Origin of the sequence: Candidatus Lokiarchaeum ossiferum, assembly GCA_025839675.1 — an archaeon.
Taxonomy (GTDB): domain Archaea; phylum Asgardarchaeota; class Lokiarchaeia; order Sigyniarchaeales; family Promethearchaeaceae; genus Lokiarchaeum; species Lokiarchaeum ossiferum.
Map to the genome: position 1 here is coordinate 2,952,733 of CP104013.1, position 16,263 is coordinate 2,968,995.

A 16,263-nucleotide genomic window follows, 5' to 3' on the forward strand; every position below is an offset into this window, starting at 1 on the left:
AAAATATTCGAAAGAAAAAGTTGAATATACAAAGTGAAATGAATCTATTAATGGAAAATTTTTGGGACTTTGCGAAGTATATAGAATTAAAATATAGATATGATACAACTCCAATGTATCGATCATTACTATCTATCGCAAATGGATTGAATTCACCATTTTTTGAGGGGAAAAAATTAAATCCTCAACAATTAATAACTAATTCCTTTGATTCCCCCACTACTCAAAAAGGGATCTCAGCTTTTTTTGATTCACCCCAAAAAAAAGAATTTCGAGAGTGCTCTCAAGAATCGCTCATTTCTATTGGTTATTATGAACCATACACAAAATCGGCTCTTGATGAAGGTCAAAAACCCATTTTTGGACATAAAATGATTATTCAATTTCATTTAGCAATCAGACATATAAAGTTGGGTTATAATATAATTAATCTAGAAGATGAATCCTTGATCGAGAAGATGCCAAAATTACTATTATTCGTTTCTTCTACTATCTTAAGTAAAGCTGTGCAACTCAACTTGATTGAATATGTTAGGAAGGGAGGTCATTTATGCATTTTTGGAGATTTTCCAGTATGTGATGAACAACACCAAACCTATTCCTTAATAAAAGACGAGTACTCTAAAACCCAAAATAGTGGAAAAATCAAATATTTTAAAGGAAATCCCCTTACTTGTCGTAGAGGTATTCGATATTATCTCGAAGAATTTTCTTTGAAATATAAAAATCAAATATCTCGGCTCAGAATACCAAAAATTTTCTCACCTATTAAGGAAAATCTTTCTTTTTCTAAAATTTCTGCAAATATCCTAAGAAAATTTAATCCAACAGAACTTCAAGGCGATAGTCTCAAATCGATCCACCTTCTCTTACGATTTCTTCAAAAACAAGGGATCACACGTAAAATTGATGTGTCAGTAAGAACAGAGTATATTTTCCGCCACAAAATTGAAGTCTTTGTTTATACCCATCCTGATAAGGATCTTCTCTACCTTTTTATTTTTAGCAGAGATACTAGCTGGACTCTACCCGTTTCGATTCACCTTTATATCCCAGAGCGTTCTTTTAGCTTGCGTGTCCGCACAAATATACTTGGACATACTTCACAAGTTCTCCGTATTGAAAATGGTGAATTGAATAATTTCATCTATACTGGGATAAATCCTATTTTGCATACCAAAGCTCGGTTATATTTAAAAGTCAATAAAGATACGATTAAAACTTCTGATCCAGTTGATATCATTTATATTCGGAAAGAAAATAGTGCAGAGATTTATGCGGGCCATGGTAATTTTAAATATAACAAAAAAATATTCTTGAAAGGATTACAAGACCAACCCATTGTGGTTAAAAAAGGGGCTCACAAAATTTCTTTTTAGTATCTCTTTTGATCCTTTTCGATCGCTTTTTTTTGAAAGATTGGGGAAATCCTAAATCGATCAATTCACGATGGTGGGTTGGGATAAGCTTATAAATATGAAGATGACATTTTCGATCATATTGATTTTGTCGATGGATAAAATTAGAAGATGAATGATAATGGTTACAATAGCAGATGGAAGATATTCTCTTCCCAGTTCTTACCTTTATTCCAAAACCCAGCATGTTTTCTTGGATAAAGTGAAAAAAATTTGTGGTTTAGATCAAATCGGCTATGCTTTTCTTAAAAAGCCAACAGAAATGCAAATACTAGTTGATAAGGAAGTAAAGGTGGGAGAACCCTTTGTTGCAATAACAACGGATAGAGGGATTTCAACCTTAAATTCACCCTGTTCGGGCATATTGAAGACAAAGCATGATGATGCTTTGGAAAAAATGGAAAATGATACCTATGAATATGGTATTCTTGAGTTTGAAGAAATAACTGAAATTGATACTGCATTAATTACTGGAGCAGACATTGAACCTTGGGCTAATCATGAGGTGCGGTCATTATTAAAAAATGAATATAGCTTCAAGGTAATTTTAACCGGAGATTCAGCAGTTGGAAAGACGGCCATTAAAGTCCGCTTTACAGATGACTATTTTAAACAAGACTTAAAGACAACTTTGGGAGTCGATTTTGGTTCAAAAGAATTGAAGTGCGAATATTTAACAGAAGATATTCTATTTTCTGGGGTGTATAGATTTACTTCAAAAATGAACGTGTGGGATGCTGCAGGGCAAAGTCATTATGACAAAATTCGAGGCATGTACTACCGAGATGCTAAAGGAGCACTTCTGGTGTATGATGTGAACAATCCTGTATCATTTGATAATTTAGATAAATGGATTGAAGAATTAGATGAAAATTTGGGGCATGTGCCTACTTTACTCATTGGGAATAAAACAGATTTGGAGAGATTGGTACCACTTGAAAAAGCCTTGGAATTTGCGAAAAACCATGGTTTTCTTTATGCAGAATGTTCAGCAAAAACGGGTGATAAAGTTGAGAATGTTTTTCGGAAGTTAGCCATAGAAATCTACAAAAAAGAAGAAAATTTGTAAATTTGAGGCTTCGTTTTTTTTTCTATGCTTTATTTTCTATATCGCTTTAATGTGTACCAAGTATTTATATAAAAGAGTGTTTAAATCAGGCTCAATTGATTCGTAAATAGACTTATTTGATCGATTGTGGAGAATTTGATCATGAAATTTAGTATAGAAGAGATCTAATCCCGTTTCATAGAAAGTTGAAATGTGATCTTTTATAATATTTGGTCGAAACATCATTGTCAGAATTAATCCATGTTTCGCAACAATATTCATCTCAATGTTCAAACCTTCGATTAGGATACGTTGGATTTTTCCAACATTTTCTTCCCCAAATACATTTAACGCAGCTATGAAATTACTCATCAAAGGAATTTTTATATCAAAATCATCTGTAAAGGATTTTGAATATAAAATGTCACCGCCTTCACGTGCAATAAATATTCCAATTATGTATTTTTTCAATATTTTATGAAATTTAGAATTTTCAGATAGATTTGTCATTGAAGATGAACATGTCGATTTATCCATTCAAAACACTTTTACTATTAGGTATGATAAGCAATATTATAAAAATATCCATTTTTGAAAAGTAACTCACAAATATAGGACGAAATCACATAATATGATATTGTTAATATTCTTTATAATACCGATAAGAAAAAACCCAAAAAAATCACGAAAGATAACTTCGTTTCCAATCATCAATTCGGACCAAATTTGTCTTAATAGTCCGCGGACTTAACCATCGCAAGATATTGAGCTTAGAGCCTGCTTTATCATTGGTACCTGATGCACGAGCTCCCCCAAAGGGTTGTCTGCCGACAATAGCACCAGTAGGTTTATCATTAATGTAAAAATTACCTGCGGCATATCTTAACACTTTCTTACTTAGAGCAATTGCTTCAATATCCGTTGCAAAAATAGCTCCAGTTAGAGCATATGGAGAAGTTGCATCGCATATATGAAGGATCTGCTCAAATTCGTTTTCAGGATATACATAAACCGTAACAATTGGACCAAATATTTCTTCTTCCATCAATCGAGCTCGCGAATCTTTGGCTAGAATAACAGTTGGGTCAATGAACCAGCCTTTTGTCTCATCAATCTCTCCTCCTGTAATTATTTCATAAGATTCAGGATGATTTTTCGCATAGTTTAAATACTCAACAATTTTTCTAAAGGATTTTTCATCAATGATAGAACCACCGGCTACTTCCAAGGAGGAAACGTCCCCATATTTGAAATTTGGGAGGGTTTCCAAAATTATTTGCTTGTAAGAAGACCATTGATTCTCTGGAATATAGACTCGGGAGGCTGCAGAACATTTCTGTCCCTGATACTCAAAACTCCCACGTATTATATTCATAGCAGTATGTTGTAGTGGGGCAGATTGATGAACCATAATAAAATCTTTCCCACCAGTTTCTCCGACAATACGTGGAAAATTTCTGTAACTCCGCAAATTTAACCCGACTTGTTGCCAAATTTTGATCAAAGTATCATAACTTCCAGTGAAATGGATTCCTGCGAGATTGGGATTATTTATGACAATTCCAGCATCTTGGCTATCAAACGGAACAAAATTAATAACACCTGGAGGCAATCCAGATTCCAATAAGACTTCCATGATCTTATAATTGGCAAAAATCACACTTCGAGCAGGTTTCCACAATACCACATTTCCTGCTACAGCAGGTGCTGCCGCAAGATTGCCACCTATTGAATAAAAATTGAAGGGTGGAATAGCCAGAATAAATCCTTCAAGAGGACGCCATTCAAATTCATTTTCTTCCCCAACATAACTTTTAGGTTGAATTGCAAACAATTCTTCAAGATATTTGGAGTTATAATTAAGAAAATCAATCATTTCAGCTAAATCAATTTCTGCTTCATAGGGAGTTTTGGATTGGTTTAACATTATAGCAGCAATATTTTCAATTCGTTTTGGTCCAGCAAGGAGTTCAGCCGCTTTACGAAATATATTCACACGATCACATGCATCTAATTCTGACCATTGTTCGTGGGCATCTAATGCTGACGAAATTGCATCTTTCAAGTGTTCTTTAGTTGCTAAATGAGCCTTAGCAAGGATTTGAGAGTGATCATGAGGAGAAACAATATCAATCACTTTTGAAGACCGTATTTTTTTCCCATTGATAATTAGCGGAATTTCTTCAACATGGTTTTTCATACGTTCGAGTTCTTTAAGGAGCATTGAGCGCTCTTTGGAATTTTTTTTATAAGTTGGGATTTGATCAACATCATTTTCTACTATTTGGGGTACACATTCCATACAAAACACCTCTAATTTTGGAATTTTTCTATATCAAGGACTTAATGTAAAACGAGTAATCTGACTAGTAAAAACTATCAAATCAATATTAAACAAACCCATTGCAATAATAAGAAGAATAGGGGATTTGTAAACAAAAAGAAAGAATTATGGAATAAAAAGTAATATCAATTAAAGAGCTTCAATATGCACAAGATATTCAAATAATAACTCGAACATTTTTGGGTCAAATTGCTCATAAATTGTCTGATTAGTCCGGTTTTGGGCGATTTGTTCTTTAAACTCATCATAAAACATATCCAATCCAATTTCATAATATTTTGAGATATGATCTTTGACCATATGAGGACGAAACATCATTGTTAGAACCAAGCCATGCTTCGCAACAATATTCATTTCAATATCTAAACCTTCTATTAAAATACGCTTGATTTTACCGACATTTTCTTCCCCAAATACATTTAGAGCGGCGATAAAATTACTCATTAAAGGAAGTTTTAATCCATCTTGAAATGATTTGGAATACAAAATATCCCCTCCATCTCGAGCTACAAATATTCCCACAAGATACTTTTCCAAAATTTTTTGAAATTTCACATTTATTGGAACGTAGGGATGATGCGAGGACAGAAAAGAAGTTTTTGTATTTTCCATAAAAATCACCTTGGCGATATGATTCGTTTTGATCAAATAACCGTTTGATCAAATAATTGTTTGATCAATATATAAAGTAAACGCAATGTTTACATGGGGATAACTCGGAAATAGAATCCAAAAAAAATGACTTTTATTTGCCAATCAAACCAGATTTTTTCGCAATTTTCAAGAAAGCAAGTTGTAAAATGAAGGTTTCAAATATTGGGGATAATTCTATGATAGGAGAATTGAAGTTAATCATTAGGACATCGTAATCAGATTTATAAAATGCAGATAAACTCGGATTATTACAAAGAATTACAACTTTTCCCGCTCGAATTTTAATTTGATCAATTAAACGAATGAGTGTGTTGTTAGATTCTTCTCCTTCTCTATCTCCAACTAGCATCATACAATTGATAGATTTATCTTCAATTCTGCGTTCAAAAACTTGAAATGGTCCATGGAAAAAATGCCCCAAAGCAATTCCTTCAGCGAACTTGCGATGATATGTTTTAGCAATCAGAGCTGCAAACTTCGCACAAGCCAAGGATGATGGATCTTTTGAGATGAAATATAAATATTGAAGCTCATAGCCCAAAAAATCAGAAATTTGATCAACACTTTTCTCCCAAGATTCACGAAAATCTTTGAGTTCAGAGATCAATTCAAAAGATCCTTTCTGGATCGTATCTAAATTAAAATCGGTTCCCACTAACATTTGAGAAACTAAATAAAGCACAAATAAGGTATTTCCAAATGATTTCAAGCCAATAACTAATTCTGAATCAACATAAGTATGGAAAACTTGACCGCATTTTTTTGCAACGGGAGAATTTTGCTCATTAGTTATGAGCCAAAGCAAATTTCTATCAATTTTGAGTAAAGAAAGGTGATCTAGTGCTTTTAATATTAAGCGCGATGACCCAGATCGGGATATAAAAATATAAAGTGTATCTTGGGAATCTTCAGGCAAGAAATAATCGTAAAATTCGGTTAATTCGATACATTCCCATGTAAAATCTAAAGCATAGGGTGAATTCATGAATACAAATCGAGGTATGAAACTGGCGAAGTGATTAAACGTATTTCCAATAAAAACGACTTTTGAAAATTTAATTTGGGAAACGATTTGAATGATACTTTGGACCATTTTCTTACCTTCTCCAGTAGTATAAGAATTCACACAATCTTGTAATACTTCAGGAGCATTGAGAAAATTCTTAAGTAGGTCATTATAAGAAAAAGGCCAAATTTGCGTTTCTGGGGTCACTTTTCAATTACCTCCCGGCGTAGAGCTTGATCTAAAAGCAAATATTGTAATACAATCGTCTCAAAAATAGGAGCTAAAGAAGGATTTTTTGTAGTGTGTTCAAAAACCCAAACATTTTCATTTGATCTCCCCAACGATGATAACTCTCGGCTGTTATTAATAAGCATCACTTTTCCTGAGCCTAATTTTTTACTAACCATCTCAATCAAGCGAAGGGTATCTTCAAGATTAGATTCATCCCCAATAATTAGCACACATCGAAAATCTTCTGGATTAGATTGCACTATTTGATAGGGGCCATGGAGAAAAAGACCAATATTTGTTCCTTCTCCATAAATACGGGCATAAGATTTGACACTAAAAGCCCCCCTATACGCAGTTGATAGAGAAGCACCTTTGGAAATGAAATAAAGAAAATTATAATCTGTTCCTAAAAACTCTGTCAGTGATTTAACATGAAATTCCCAATCTTGGCCGTAAAATTTTATTTCAAAAATTAATTGGCGAATTTCTTCTTCAATTTTAGACGAGATGACATCGCGATTCATAAATGCTCTGCCTATAAAGTAGAGAACCAGCATTGCATTGACATAAGATTTTGTTCCGATAACTTCTTCATCCCCCACAACAGTAGGTAAAATAAAATGAGAGTTTTGAGCCACGAAAGATTCCAGATTATTTGATACACCCCAAATTTTCTGAGGATCCAGATTTTTATCTTGTAAATGTTGAATTGCAAGTTTTATTTGAGGAGAATTCCCTGAATGCGAAACAAAGCAAAAAACACATTTTTGCTTCAGCCTACGGGGAGTAAAATATTTGAGAAATTCATCCCCCTCATAAATTTCACAAGTTTTCTTTCTACGATTGATATAGTAAAAAGGGATATATGAAGCGAAGAAATTATAACTATGCCCCACAAAAATGATTTGTTCAATATTTTTGGATTGAACATATTGTTTTATTTGATTAATCTTTTGTTTTCCCTCAAACGACAAATAATAACGCAAACACTTGAGCATCGCCTTGGGAATGGATTGAAAATCATCCAAGATAGTATCAAATTTCAACTTGGTCATTTCTATATGATTGTTATTTATTTGTTTAACTCAAAAACCTTAGCTCAAAACATTGTTTGTGATTTTACTCAAAAAAAGAAATTTTAAAAATGAAGGATTAACACCTTAGTAAAAGTTGTCTACTCGATAATAATTATTAACCGGATGCATATAGAAATTAGTCGGATAACATATCTTAACAATGGAATTTAAATAGGAAGGAGTCAATTTCAGAATTAAGGCGAAATTTTAATTATAAACTTTTCCTTCCTATAAGAACTTTATTGAGTAAATTTTATAAAGATCATGGTCAATTAAGCACCATATTTAAAGTATTAACCGCTTACTTTTACGAGAATAACTTATCCGTTAACAAGCCAATTTATATACGATCTCGACAAAAATAGATTTGTGTGTGAATCATTCAATTCAAGATGATGAATGAATTTTTTTGTGAGGGATAAACTAAAATGTTCGATATTGATGATTATTTTACCGATTTTATGAAGAATGAAAAAATTTTTGAAGATCGCGATGTATTACGCCCGGAATTTATACCATCTATTTTACCACATCGAGATTTGCAAGTGAAGCGAATTGCCGAAATCGTGGCGTGTACCCTTAAAAATTCTATGCCTTCAAATATTTTCATTTTTGGTAAAACCGGAACAGGAAAAACAGCCGTTGTAGGTCATGTTAGCGAACGGTTAAATTATCAATGTCGAAAAGCGGGAATTACAGAATCTCAATGGATATTTTTAAATTGCCAGGAGGTCAATACAGGATATCGGATCTTAGCTAAAATTTGTGCGGAGATAGACCCTAACGATCCCGTTCCAATTGCAGGATGGCCCATTGACGTCATTTTCGATAAGCTCGTAGAAAAACTGGATAAATTTGTCGAAGGAATATGTTTTCTTGTTTTAGACGAAATAGATATTTTAGTTAAAAATACTAAAAAATCGCATGATGTCCTATATAACTTGGCCCGTATCAACTCTCGCTTGAAAAAAGGGCGAGTGAACCTAATTGGCATTTCTAATGTATTAAATTTCAAAAGTGCCTTGGATCCACGGGTTCTTAGCAGTCTTGGAGAAGAAGAAATTGTGTTTCCAGCATATAATGCCATGGAACTATCAGATATTTTACGCCAACGTGCCCAAAAAGCTTTTAATGAAAATGCACTCGACGATAGTGTGATACCTCTCTGTGCTGCCTTGGCGGCAAAAGAGCATGGAGATGCGCGAAAAGCATTAGATTTACTTCGTAAAGCCGGAGAATTAGCTGAACGCCGCAATACACTCACAGTAACCTCTGATCATGTTTATTTTGCCCAAGCAGATATCGAAAAAGATAAAATGCAAGAATACTGTGAAGCTTTGCCACTCCAAAGTAAAACTATTTTATTAAGCATCTACCATATGCAGAAGTACAGAGGGGAACAAGCCATAATTACTGGAGATATCTATAATGCATATTCTGAAATTTCCACTATGGTTCCCGGTCTAAATAAACTTACCCAACGGCGTGTATCAGAATTAATCCGAGAATTAGATTTATCCGGGATGGTAAATGCCCGCGTAAAATCAAATGGACGTTATGGTCGGACCAAATTTATCAAGCTAAATATCCCCCTTAATGATACATCAAAATACTTAAAAAATGAACGCCGCTTAAACGAGCTAATCAATTATCGCCCCATTTGTGTAGGACAAAAAACGATCCAGCACAATGGAACAAAATTTCGCAAGTTAGCATAAACTCAATCTAAGTGAAGCCCAATAATTAACCAAATTATTCAAAGAACCACAATGATTTTTGATAAACGATATTCCGTAGAAGCTCAATGGTTTTTTCACTGTCTTTAACAAACAATTTCATGAAAATACGAGCAATGTGAATGCAAAACTGCTTTTGGGATTTTCGTAGAGAATTATATTCTGGACAAGAGTGAGAAATGGATCGGGCTTTCACATCAATTTTAAAGCGATATGACTGTGAAATTCCGCCATCATCTTTACTTTTAACAATTCCTTCAATTTTATCGTCAAATGCAACTAAATCCAGTGAAACGGCGGAAGATCTTATTTTCCCGGCTTTTTCAAGAACTGAAACATCAACCAAATCCGACAGGAGAGCTTGATATGTCATGCTTGGAGTGATATCAATTGGAGGCCGCCATGATTGAGCTAATGCTGCAGCCATGGTTTTTGCTTTTAAAATCCCTTTTTCTTGCCAAGTGAGAAATTCCTGTTGTAATTCATCACTTAAAGAAATCGACTCGCTTTCTTTATTTTCAGAAAGATATTCCAGATGTATTGCTTGTTGAACTATTTTTTTTGTCTTCTCCAAGGGGGCGAGAAATAAATCGAAAGCAATGAAATTATATAACTCATCAACATTAATTTCGGGTTGATCAATAATTTTCCACCAGTGAAGGACGATATTTTTGAGATCCGAAGGAATTGTAAAGGCCATTTTTTCTTGTTCCTTTGTATTATGTTACATATCAGCAGCTAAATCAATAACTTGGGGAGTAAATTTGCCATTAACATTAATAATGGTCGGTTTCCCAAAATCAGGTTCAATTCCCAGACTTTTCTGGAAATCAGTTTGACCTTGGAAACAACCTGAGTTGATTGTTGTGATGCCATGGTAAGTTCCCACGCCATTTTTATGGAGATGCCCGGTATGCAAAATATCTGGCAGGGTACTCATGATCATCCAATCTTCAAGTAAGGGGGCAATTTCAGTTTTTTTCCCATATGTAGGAGTTAAATCACGCGCTCGAATAAATTCATTCATTGTTTTACAAGGATCTTCGTGAGACATCCCTGGAATGGACATGTTCATATCAATCAACGAAGTTCCATGAAACATCTGGACCTTGATTCCGTGAAGACTAACCATAGTTGGGCAACCTACCATTGATATACCCATTTCATACATTGCGGGAGCCATTTCTTTCGAGATTGCAGGATTGGGCACAGCCTTCCGAACAGCATCATGATCACCAGGGGAAGCAATTATTTGAATATAATCGGGAATTTGAGAGAGATATTCAGCGGTGGCCTCGTATTGTTTATAAATATCTTTAATAAATAAATGTTTATCTTGATTTGGATAAATTCCAATTCCATCAACAATATCTCCAGCAATACAGAGATATTTGATTTTACCCGCTTGCTTTACTTGTTTATCCGATCCCATATTACAATTTAAATAATCAACGAATCGATTCCATTCTTTTTCCAGCCAATATTTACTTCCAAAGTGAAGATCGGATACAAAACAGATCGATAGGTCTTCTTGCGGATAATTTATGGGATGGGTATTGGGAGAATCAGGAAAGATAATCTTATTGATCATGATAATGCGAGAATTCGTTTTTTTATTCACACTTAAATATCCATCCACAATCACTACATGGTCGGGTAATAGATAATTCATCAAATCATAAAGTTCTTTAGGTTCTTGTCGCACTAAAGTCATACACGTTCCTGTTAGATCTTCAAATTCTATTAAATAATTCCGTTTTGAAGTTTGGCGTTTTTCAACTACCATCCCCACAAATTTCACTTCAACTGAATTTTCCAAGCGATTAATCATGTTGATATCCAAGAGACTATGACCTTCAGGACGTTTCTTTAAAATTTTAGTCAATTTATGAAACTTATCCGCTTGGAGTCCGACGAATTCATCGAGTTTTCCATCGGTGAACATTTTTCCAGTAGGATCTGAAATGATTTCCACTTCTGCATTATATTCTGAAGCTAATGGGCGAAAAGTTGAAGTTGATTGACGGATTTGAACACGTTGATAACTTTTCTTCTTTTCTTCCCGAATTCGCAGAATTTCGGTTTCGTCCATCCGCCCTTTACTCGAAGATGGAGTCTCAAGATTCGATTCAGGAGGGAGTTGTTCCGAAACAACTTTATCATCCCCTAGATCTATGGTAGGAAGAGGCTTTAATACTTTCTGACCTGGAGGATTTTGAGAAATACTTGGAAACTCGGGAGAATCAGGTGGTTCAGGAATATCATTCAAATCGTCTATTGGAATCGATTTTTTATTTTTTTTTCCTCGATCTGGAACGAGTACTGATTTTTTTTTAATAAGATTGAGTGAATTCTTGGAATTACTGGTTTGAGAATTCAAGTTTGTTTCATTGCTACTATTATGATTAGAACGGCCTGAAATATCTTGTGGATGAATGTTTGGGGTAATTTTTGATCCATATTCTTGCAATAATATTTCTAAAGTGACATGCGAATTAAAAATCGGTGAGAATGATATTTTTCGGATTAAATCTTCGAGTTCTTGCGCATTAAATTTCAAATCTTCAATGTAACACAACGCTTCAGGGGAAATATTAATACGAGAAGCGAGAAATTTCTGAAGAATACTTTCGAGGGGAAATCCTTGAGGTGTTTGCGCAATGGTCATAGTTTTTTTTTCCTATCAATTCTTACCAATTTGCATATTTAAAGCCAGACAGCATCGACATTTTTAAAGTTTTACTATGCCATAAGCGTCCTTGATTTAATTTACATAAATTTCCCATTAAATGTATATATTGTCACGCTGACAAATCCAAATTTAAAGTAACATGTATAAAAGCACATACATAGGAAAATCATGTGAAAACATTCTTTTCCAAATCCTTCCGATTTTATATTCATCCCATTAGGTAAATATTATGCCCGTCGTAATGTCCGAGAAAAGTAAAAAATATTTTGATAAAATTGAAGAAGATGTCAATAAAATTTATGAATTTGCCAATAAAGCTCGTGCTATAGGAATTGATCCAGCTCCTGAAGTGGAATCACCTCCTGCCCGAGATATGGCAGGACGGGTTGAAAAGTTAGTTGGACCTGAAGGAATCGCCCAATATTTGCGGGAGTGGAAGGAAGCAGGAGAAGATCAAGATGAAAGTTGTTTTCGAGCAATGGATTGGATCATCGATGGGAAATTTGGAAAGCAATATGATCCCAATGAAGCGGTTGATCTAGCAATTCGTGTCGCTTTAGCAATAAAAACGGAAGGAGTTGTCTCAGCACCCTTAGAAGGTATTGCAAAAGTCGTCATTCGAGAAAATTTAGCAGGGGGAGAACCGTACTTAGCACTTTATTTTGCAGGACCAATTCGAGCAGCAGGGGGAACAGTCCAAGCTTTTGCAGTATTGTGTGCTGAACACGTTCGTCGAAAAATGGGGATCGCAGAATGGAAAGCAACCCCCGATGAAGTGGGACGATTTGTTGAAGAAGTGAAACTTTATGATCGAATTATGAACTTGCAATATCCCTCCACACAAGAAGAGTTAGCCTTTGCTGTCGAACATCTGACGATTGAACTTAATGGAGATGCAACAGAGACCCAAGAAGTTTCAGCTTATCGAGATTTGCAACGTATTGAAACGAATTTTGTACGGGGAGGACCTTGTTTAGTTTTGAATGATGGGGTTTTGCTTAAGTCTAAGAAAATTTTACGTGTTATTGATAAGCGGAAGATCGAGGGGTGGGATTGGCTCCGAAAATTAAAAAAATTGGCTCATGCAGATACTAAAAAGAAAATAGATGAGGACGGGAAAGATAAAGCTAAGGATTATGGAGGAGACACTTACAAAGGTAAAAAGATCATTGAGGAAGAAGAAAAAGTTGAAGTTATAGCTGAATCCCCAGTGCAAAAACGCCAAGAATACTTGAATGAAAAAAATCCGCCTCTCAATAAATTCATTGCAGACATTATTGCTGGTCGCCCCGTTTTTGCTTATCCCTCTCGAATTGGAGGTCATCGCATAAGATATGGACGATCACGCAATACAGGTCTTGCCGCATGTGGCACGCATCCATCCCAAATGATTCTATTAGAGAGATATATGGCTATTGGCACCCAGATCCGAATAGAAAGACCGGGGAAAAGTGGGTCTACGATGCCTGTCACATCTATCGAACCACCAATCGTTTTAATGAAAAATGGCGATGTAAAGCAACTTTGGGACATAAAGGAAGCTGCTGATATTGCGGACAATCGATTAACGGCTAAAATTCTCTTTTTAGGAGATATGCTTTTTGGGTATGGAGAATTTGCAGAAAATAATCACACAGTTCTTCCATCAGGCTATTGTGAAGAATGGTGGGCAGTGGAATTAGAAGATAAAATTCAAAAGATGACCGCTGACGGAGGCACACCCTTTACCGATCTTCCAGAAGATCTATCTCAACCAATAATTGAAAAAATGATCACAAATCCTTTTGATGAAATTCCCAATGGTCGCCAAGCTCTTGAACTTTCACGTAAGTATGATGTGGGAATCCATCCTCGCAGTTTAGATCATTGGGGAAATATTAATGCGGTTGATCTTTTGGCAATTCGGAAGCAATTTGGTTTAGGACTTTGTAAATTATTCAAAGTTGCCAATACATCTGATCTTTCTATTGAAGCGCCATCTTTAACCCAATTAGAAACTAAGTTCCAGGATGGATTTGACCTTCCCATAACTTCCGAAACCAAAAAATTCTTTGAAACCGCTTACACCCCCCATCAAAATTACGATTCATATATACATATTGATCCAAACCGTGCGATTATTTTTTATGAGCTCTTTGGATTTGGGACATCATCCGTTTATACTTCCGAAGCAGAACAGAAAGCTCCCGAATTGACGGCATTGGATCTATTTCCTTACCTTACTTCTATCCGAGTTAATGATAAAGCCCCCCACTACATGGGAAGTCGGATGGGCCGCCCCGAAAAAGCAAAAGAGCGCAAAATGCGCCCTCCTGTTCATGGTTTATTTCCCATCGGACATGATTCCAAACTTCAACGGAGCTTTCAATCCGCTGCAGGAGTAGCCTACATTGAAGTGGAATTGGGACAAAAATCATGTCCAAAATGTAATTCCAATACATTTTTAAACAAATGTCCAAAATGTGGAACCTTGACCAACTTTAAAAAAATTTGTTCCCGTTGTAACAAACTGTACGATCAACAAGACACCGAATGTCCCGATTGTAATAGCTTTTTATCCAGTACTTCCCTAAAAAAAATCCCTTTCAAGAAATATTTTGAAGTGGCCGCCAGTCATATTGCCAAGACCATCCCCTCCTTGAAAGGCGTTAAAGGTATGACTTCCGAATACAAAATTCCAGAACCGATCGAAAAGGGTATTCTACGAGGAATTCATGATGTATATGTTTATAAAGATGGTACAATTCGAGCCGATGCTACTGATATACCCTTAACCCATTTTACTTGCCGTGAAATCAATACATCGGTCGAGAAAATCCTAGAACTCGGGTATGATCTTGATATCTATGGGAAACCCATTACCGATGAAAATCAGGTAATCGAGATAAAAGTGCAAGATGTTCTCCTCACCCATCACTTAGGTGATTATTTCGTCAAAGTGGCTAATTTTGTGGATGATGAACTTCATTACCTCTACAAACAACCTAAATTTTATAATGTAAAAGATAAATATGATCTTATTGGCCACTATATGGCAGGCTTAGCCCCCCACACTTCGGCCGCTATCATTGGACGGTTAATTGGCTTTACATATGCGGAATCAGGCTATGCTCATCCTTATTGGCACGCCGCGAAACGTAGAAACTGTGATGGTGATGAAGACGGAATCATGTTGCTCCTGGAATGTTTGCTGAATTTCTCAATGTATTATCTCCCTTCTTCTTTGGGAGGCAAAATGGATGCACCTTTAGTCGTTTCTTTGCTACTGGATCCCTTAGAAGTAGATGGAGAATCTCATAACGTCGATTATGCAAGCAAATATCCTCTCCGGTTTTATGAAGAAGCACTTACCTACAAAAAACCTAGCGACATGGACAGTTATATGGTTCTTTTCAAACATAAACTCCGTACCGAAGCGCAATTTGAAGGGTCAATGTTTACCCACCCAACTTCTTCGATTAATCTCGGGCCTCGAAAATCTGCCTATACGACACTGGGTACAATGACTGAGAAAATTGAATCGCAATTGTACATGGCAAAAACAATTACTGCGGTTGATGCAAAGGATGTGGCCCGAAAGGTCATCTCCTCCCATTTTGCTCCAGATATTTTGGGAAATCTTCGCGCATTCTCTACCCAAGGGTTCCGATGTATAAAATGTGGCGCGAAATATCGTCGAGTGCCTATATCGGGAAAATGTAATAAATGTCGAGCCGGAAAATTGCTCATGACAGTCCATGCGGGGGGGGTCATCAAATATCTTCCAAAAGCTCAAAAACTTATTAAAGAATTTGATTTAGGGGACTATACTGAACAACGCTGGCAAATAATCGAAAAAAATGTAATGTCACTGACCAATAATCCCCGTGTGAAGCAAAAATCAATCAAAAGTTTCTTCAAATAAGCCTTTTTTTTTATTAATTTGAGCTTTACATTTAACAAGGAATTAAATTTATATTGAACTTTGTTTCTTGCTAAAACAAAATTTAATTTTACAGTATGGGATATTTGTATTTAATAAATTTTACTTAACAATAATTACAGAATATGAAATTTTT

At 35.3% G+C, this 16,263-nt stretch carries 11 protein-coding genes; 4 read left to right on the plus strand and 7 right to left on the minus strand.

Features of this window, described 5'->3' with window-relative positions; translation table 11 throughout:
- Positions 1-50: 50 nt before the first annotated feature.
- Both NEF87_RS12420 and NEF87_RS12425 read left to right on the plus strand, forming a co-directional pair.
- Entirely contained in the window at positions 51-1,379 is a 1,329-nt protein-coding gene (locus tag NEF87_RS12420; RefSeq protein WP_457920061.1) for a hypothetical protein, read from the plus strand.
- 160 nt (positions 1,380-1,539) lie between these two features.
- Positions 1,540-2,487: a Rab family GTPase gene (locus NEF87_RS12425; RefSeq protein WP_371801702.1), complete on the plus strand. Its 948-nt coding sequence runs from the start codon at positions 1,540-1,542 to the stop codon at positions 2,485-2,487.
- A gap of 36 nt (positions 2,488-2,523) precedes the next feature.
- Here the strand turns inward: NEF87_RS12425 and NEF87_RS12430 are convergent, their stop codons facing one another.
- From NEF87_RS12430 to NEF87_RS12450, 5 genes are all read right to left on the minus strand, one after another.
- Complete coding sequence (locus NEF87_RS12430) at positions 2,524-3,003, minus strand: hypothetical protein (RefSeq protein WP_371801703.1); 480 nt, start codon at positions 3,001-3,003, stop codon at positions 2,524-2,526.
- A gap of 145 nt (positions 3,004-3,148) precedes the next feature.
- Positions 3,149-4,768, minus strand: coding sequence for an L-glutamate gamma-semialdehyde dehydrogenase (gene pruA, locus NEF87_RS12435; RefSeq protein WP_457920062.1), 1,620 nt, complete (start codon positions 4,766-4,768; stop codon positions 3,149-3,151).
- A 171-nt stretch (positions 4,769-4,939) separates the two neighbouring features.
- Entirely contained in the window at positions 4,940-5,422 is a 483-nt protein-coding gene (locus tag NEF87_RS12440; RefSeq protein WP_371801705.1) for a hypothetical protein, read from the minus strand.
- Between the two features lie 133 nt (positions 5,423-5,555).
- Positions 5,556-6,677: a hypothetical protein gene (locus NEF87_RS12445; protein WP_457920063.1), complete on the minus strand. Its 1,122-nt coding sequence runs from the start codon at positions 6,675-6,677 to the stop codon at positions 5,556-5,558.
- On the minus strand, positions 6,674-7,756 hold the full coding sequence (locus tag NEF87_RS12450) for an SIS domain-containing protein (RefSeq protein WP_457920064.1): 1,083 nt from the start codon (positions 7,754-7,756) through the stop codon (positions 6,674-6,676). The genes NEF87_RS12445 and NEF87_RS12450 overlap by 4 nt, the downstream gene beginning before the upstream one ends.
- A gap of 449 nt (positions 7,757-8,205) precedes the next feature.
- Here NEF87_RS12450 and NEF87_RS12455 point away from each other — a divergent pair, with 449 nt between their 5' ends.
- Positions 8,206-9,495, plus strand: a complete 1,290-nt coding sequence (locus NEF87_RS12455; protein ID WP_371801708.1) for a Cdc6/Cdc18 family protein — start codon at positions 8,206-8,208, stop codon at positions 9,493-9,495.
- A gap of 34 nt (positions 9,496-9,529) precedes the next feature.
- Here the strand turns inward: NEF87_RS12455 and NEF87_RS12460 are convergent, their stop codons facing one another.
- Both NEF87_RS12460 and NEF87_RS12465 read right to left on the minus strand, forming a co-directional pair.
- A complete protein-coding gene (locus NEF87_RS12460) occupies positions 9,530-10,213 on the minus strand; it encodes a hypothetical protein (RefSeq protein WP_457920065.1) in 684 nt (227 codons plus the stop codon).
- A 24-nt stretch (positions 10,214-10,237) separates the two neighbouring features.
- Positions 10,238-12,181, minus strand: coding sequence for a metallophosphoesterase (locus tag NEF87_RS12465; RefSeq protein WP_457920066.1), 1,944 nt, complete (start codon positions 12,179-12,181; stop codon positions 10,238-10,240).
- A gap of 253 nt (positions 12,182-12,434) precedes the next feature.
- On the opposite strand from NEF87_RS12465, the gene NEF87_RS12470 reads away from it, so the two are divergent.
- The gene (locus NEF87_RS12470; RefSeq protein WP_457920067.1) at positions 12,435-16,109 is read left to right on the plus strand and encodes a DNA polymerase II large subunit; all 3,675 of its coding nucleotides are present in this window, start codon (positions 12,435-12,437) and stop codon (positions 16,107-16,109) included.
- Positions 16,110-16,263 lie beyond the last annotated feature (154 nt).

Excerpts from the sequence above, each read along its gene's own strand:
- NEF87_RS12420 (WP_457920061.1), top strand. The coding sequence starts at position 51 with ATGGAAAATTTTTGGGACTTTGCGAAGTATATAGAATTAAAATATAGA.
- NEF87_RS12425 (WP_371801702.1), top strand. The coding sequence starts at position 1,540 with ATGGTTACAATAGCAGATGGAAGATATTCTCTTCCCAGTTCTTACCTT.
- NEF87_RS12430 (WP_371801703.1), bottom strand. The coding sequence starts at position 3,003 with ATGGATAAATCGACATGTTCATCTTCAATGACAAATCTATCTGAAAAT.
- pruA (WP_457920062.1), bottom strand. The coding sequence starts at position 4,768 with ATGGAATGTGTACCCCAAATAGTAGAAAATGATGTTGATCAAATCCCA.
- NEF87_RS12440 (WP_371801705.1), bottom strand. The coding sequence starts at position 5,422 with ATGGAAAATACAAAAACTTCTTTTCTGTCCTCGCATCATCCCTACGTT.
- NEF87_RS12450 (WP_457920064.1), bottom strand. The coding sequence starts at position 7,756 with ATGACCAAGTTGAAATTTGATACTATCTTGGATGATTTTCAATCCATT.
- NEF87_RS12455 (WP_371801708.1), top strand. The coding sequence starts at position 8,206 with ATGTTCGATATTGATGATTATTTTACCGATTTTATGAAGAATGAAAAA.
- NEF87_RS12460 (WP_457920065.1), bottom strand. The coding sequence starts at position 10,213 with ATGGCCTTTACAATTCCTTCGGATCTCAAAAATATCGTCCTTCACTGG.
- NEF87_RS12465 (WP_457920066.1), bottom strand. The coding sequence starts at position 12,181 with ATGACCATTGCGCAAACACCTCAAGGATTTCCCCTCGAAAGTATTCTT.
- NEF87_RS12470 (WP_457920067.1), top strand. The coding sequence starts at position 12,435 with ATGCCCGTCGTAATGTCCGAGAAAAGTAAAAAATATTTTGATAAAATT.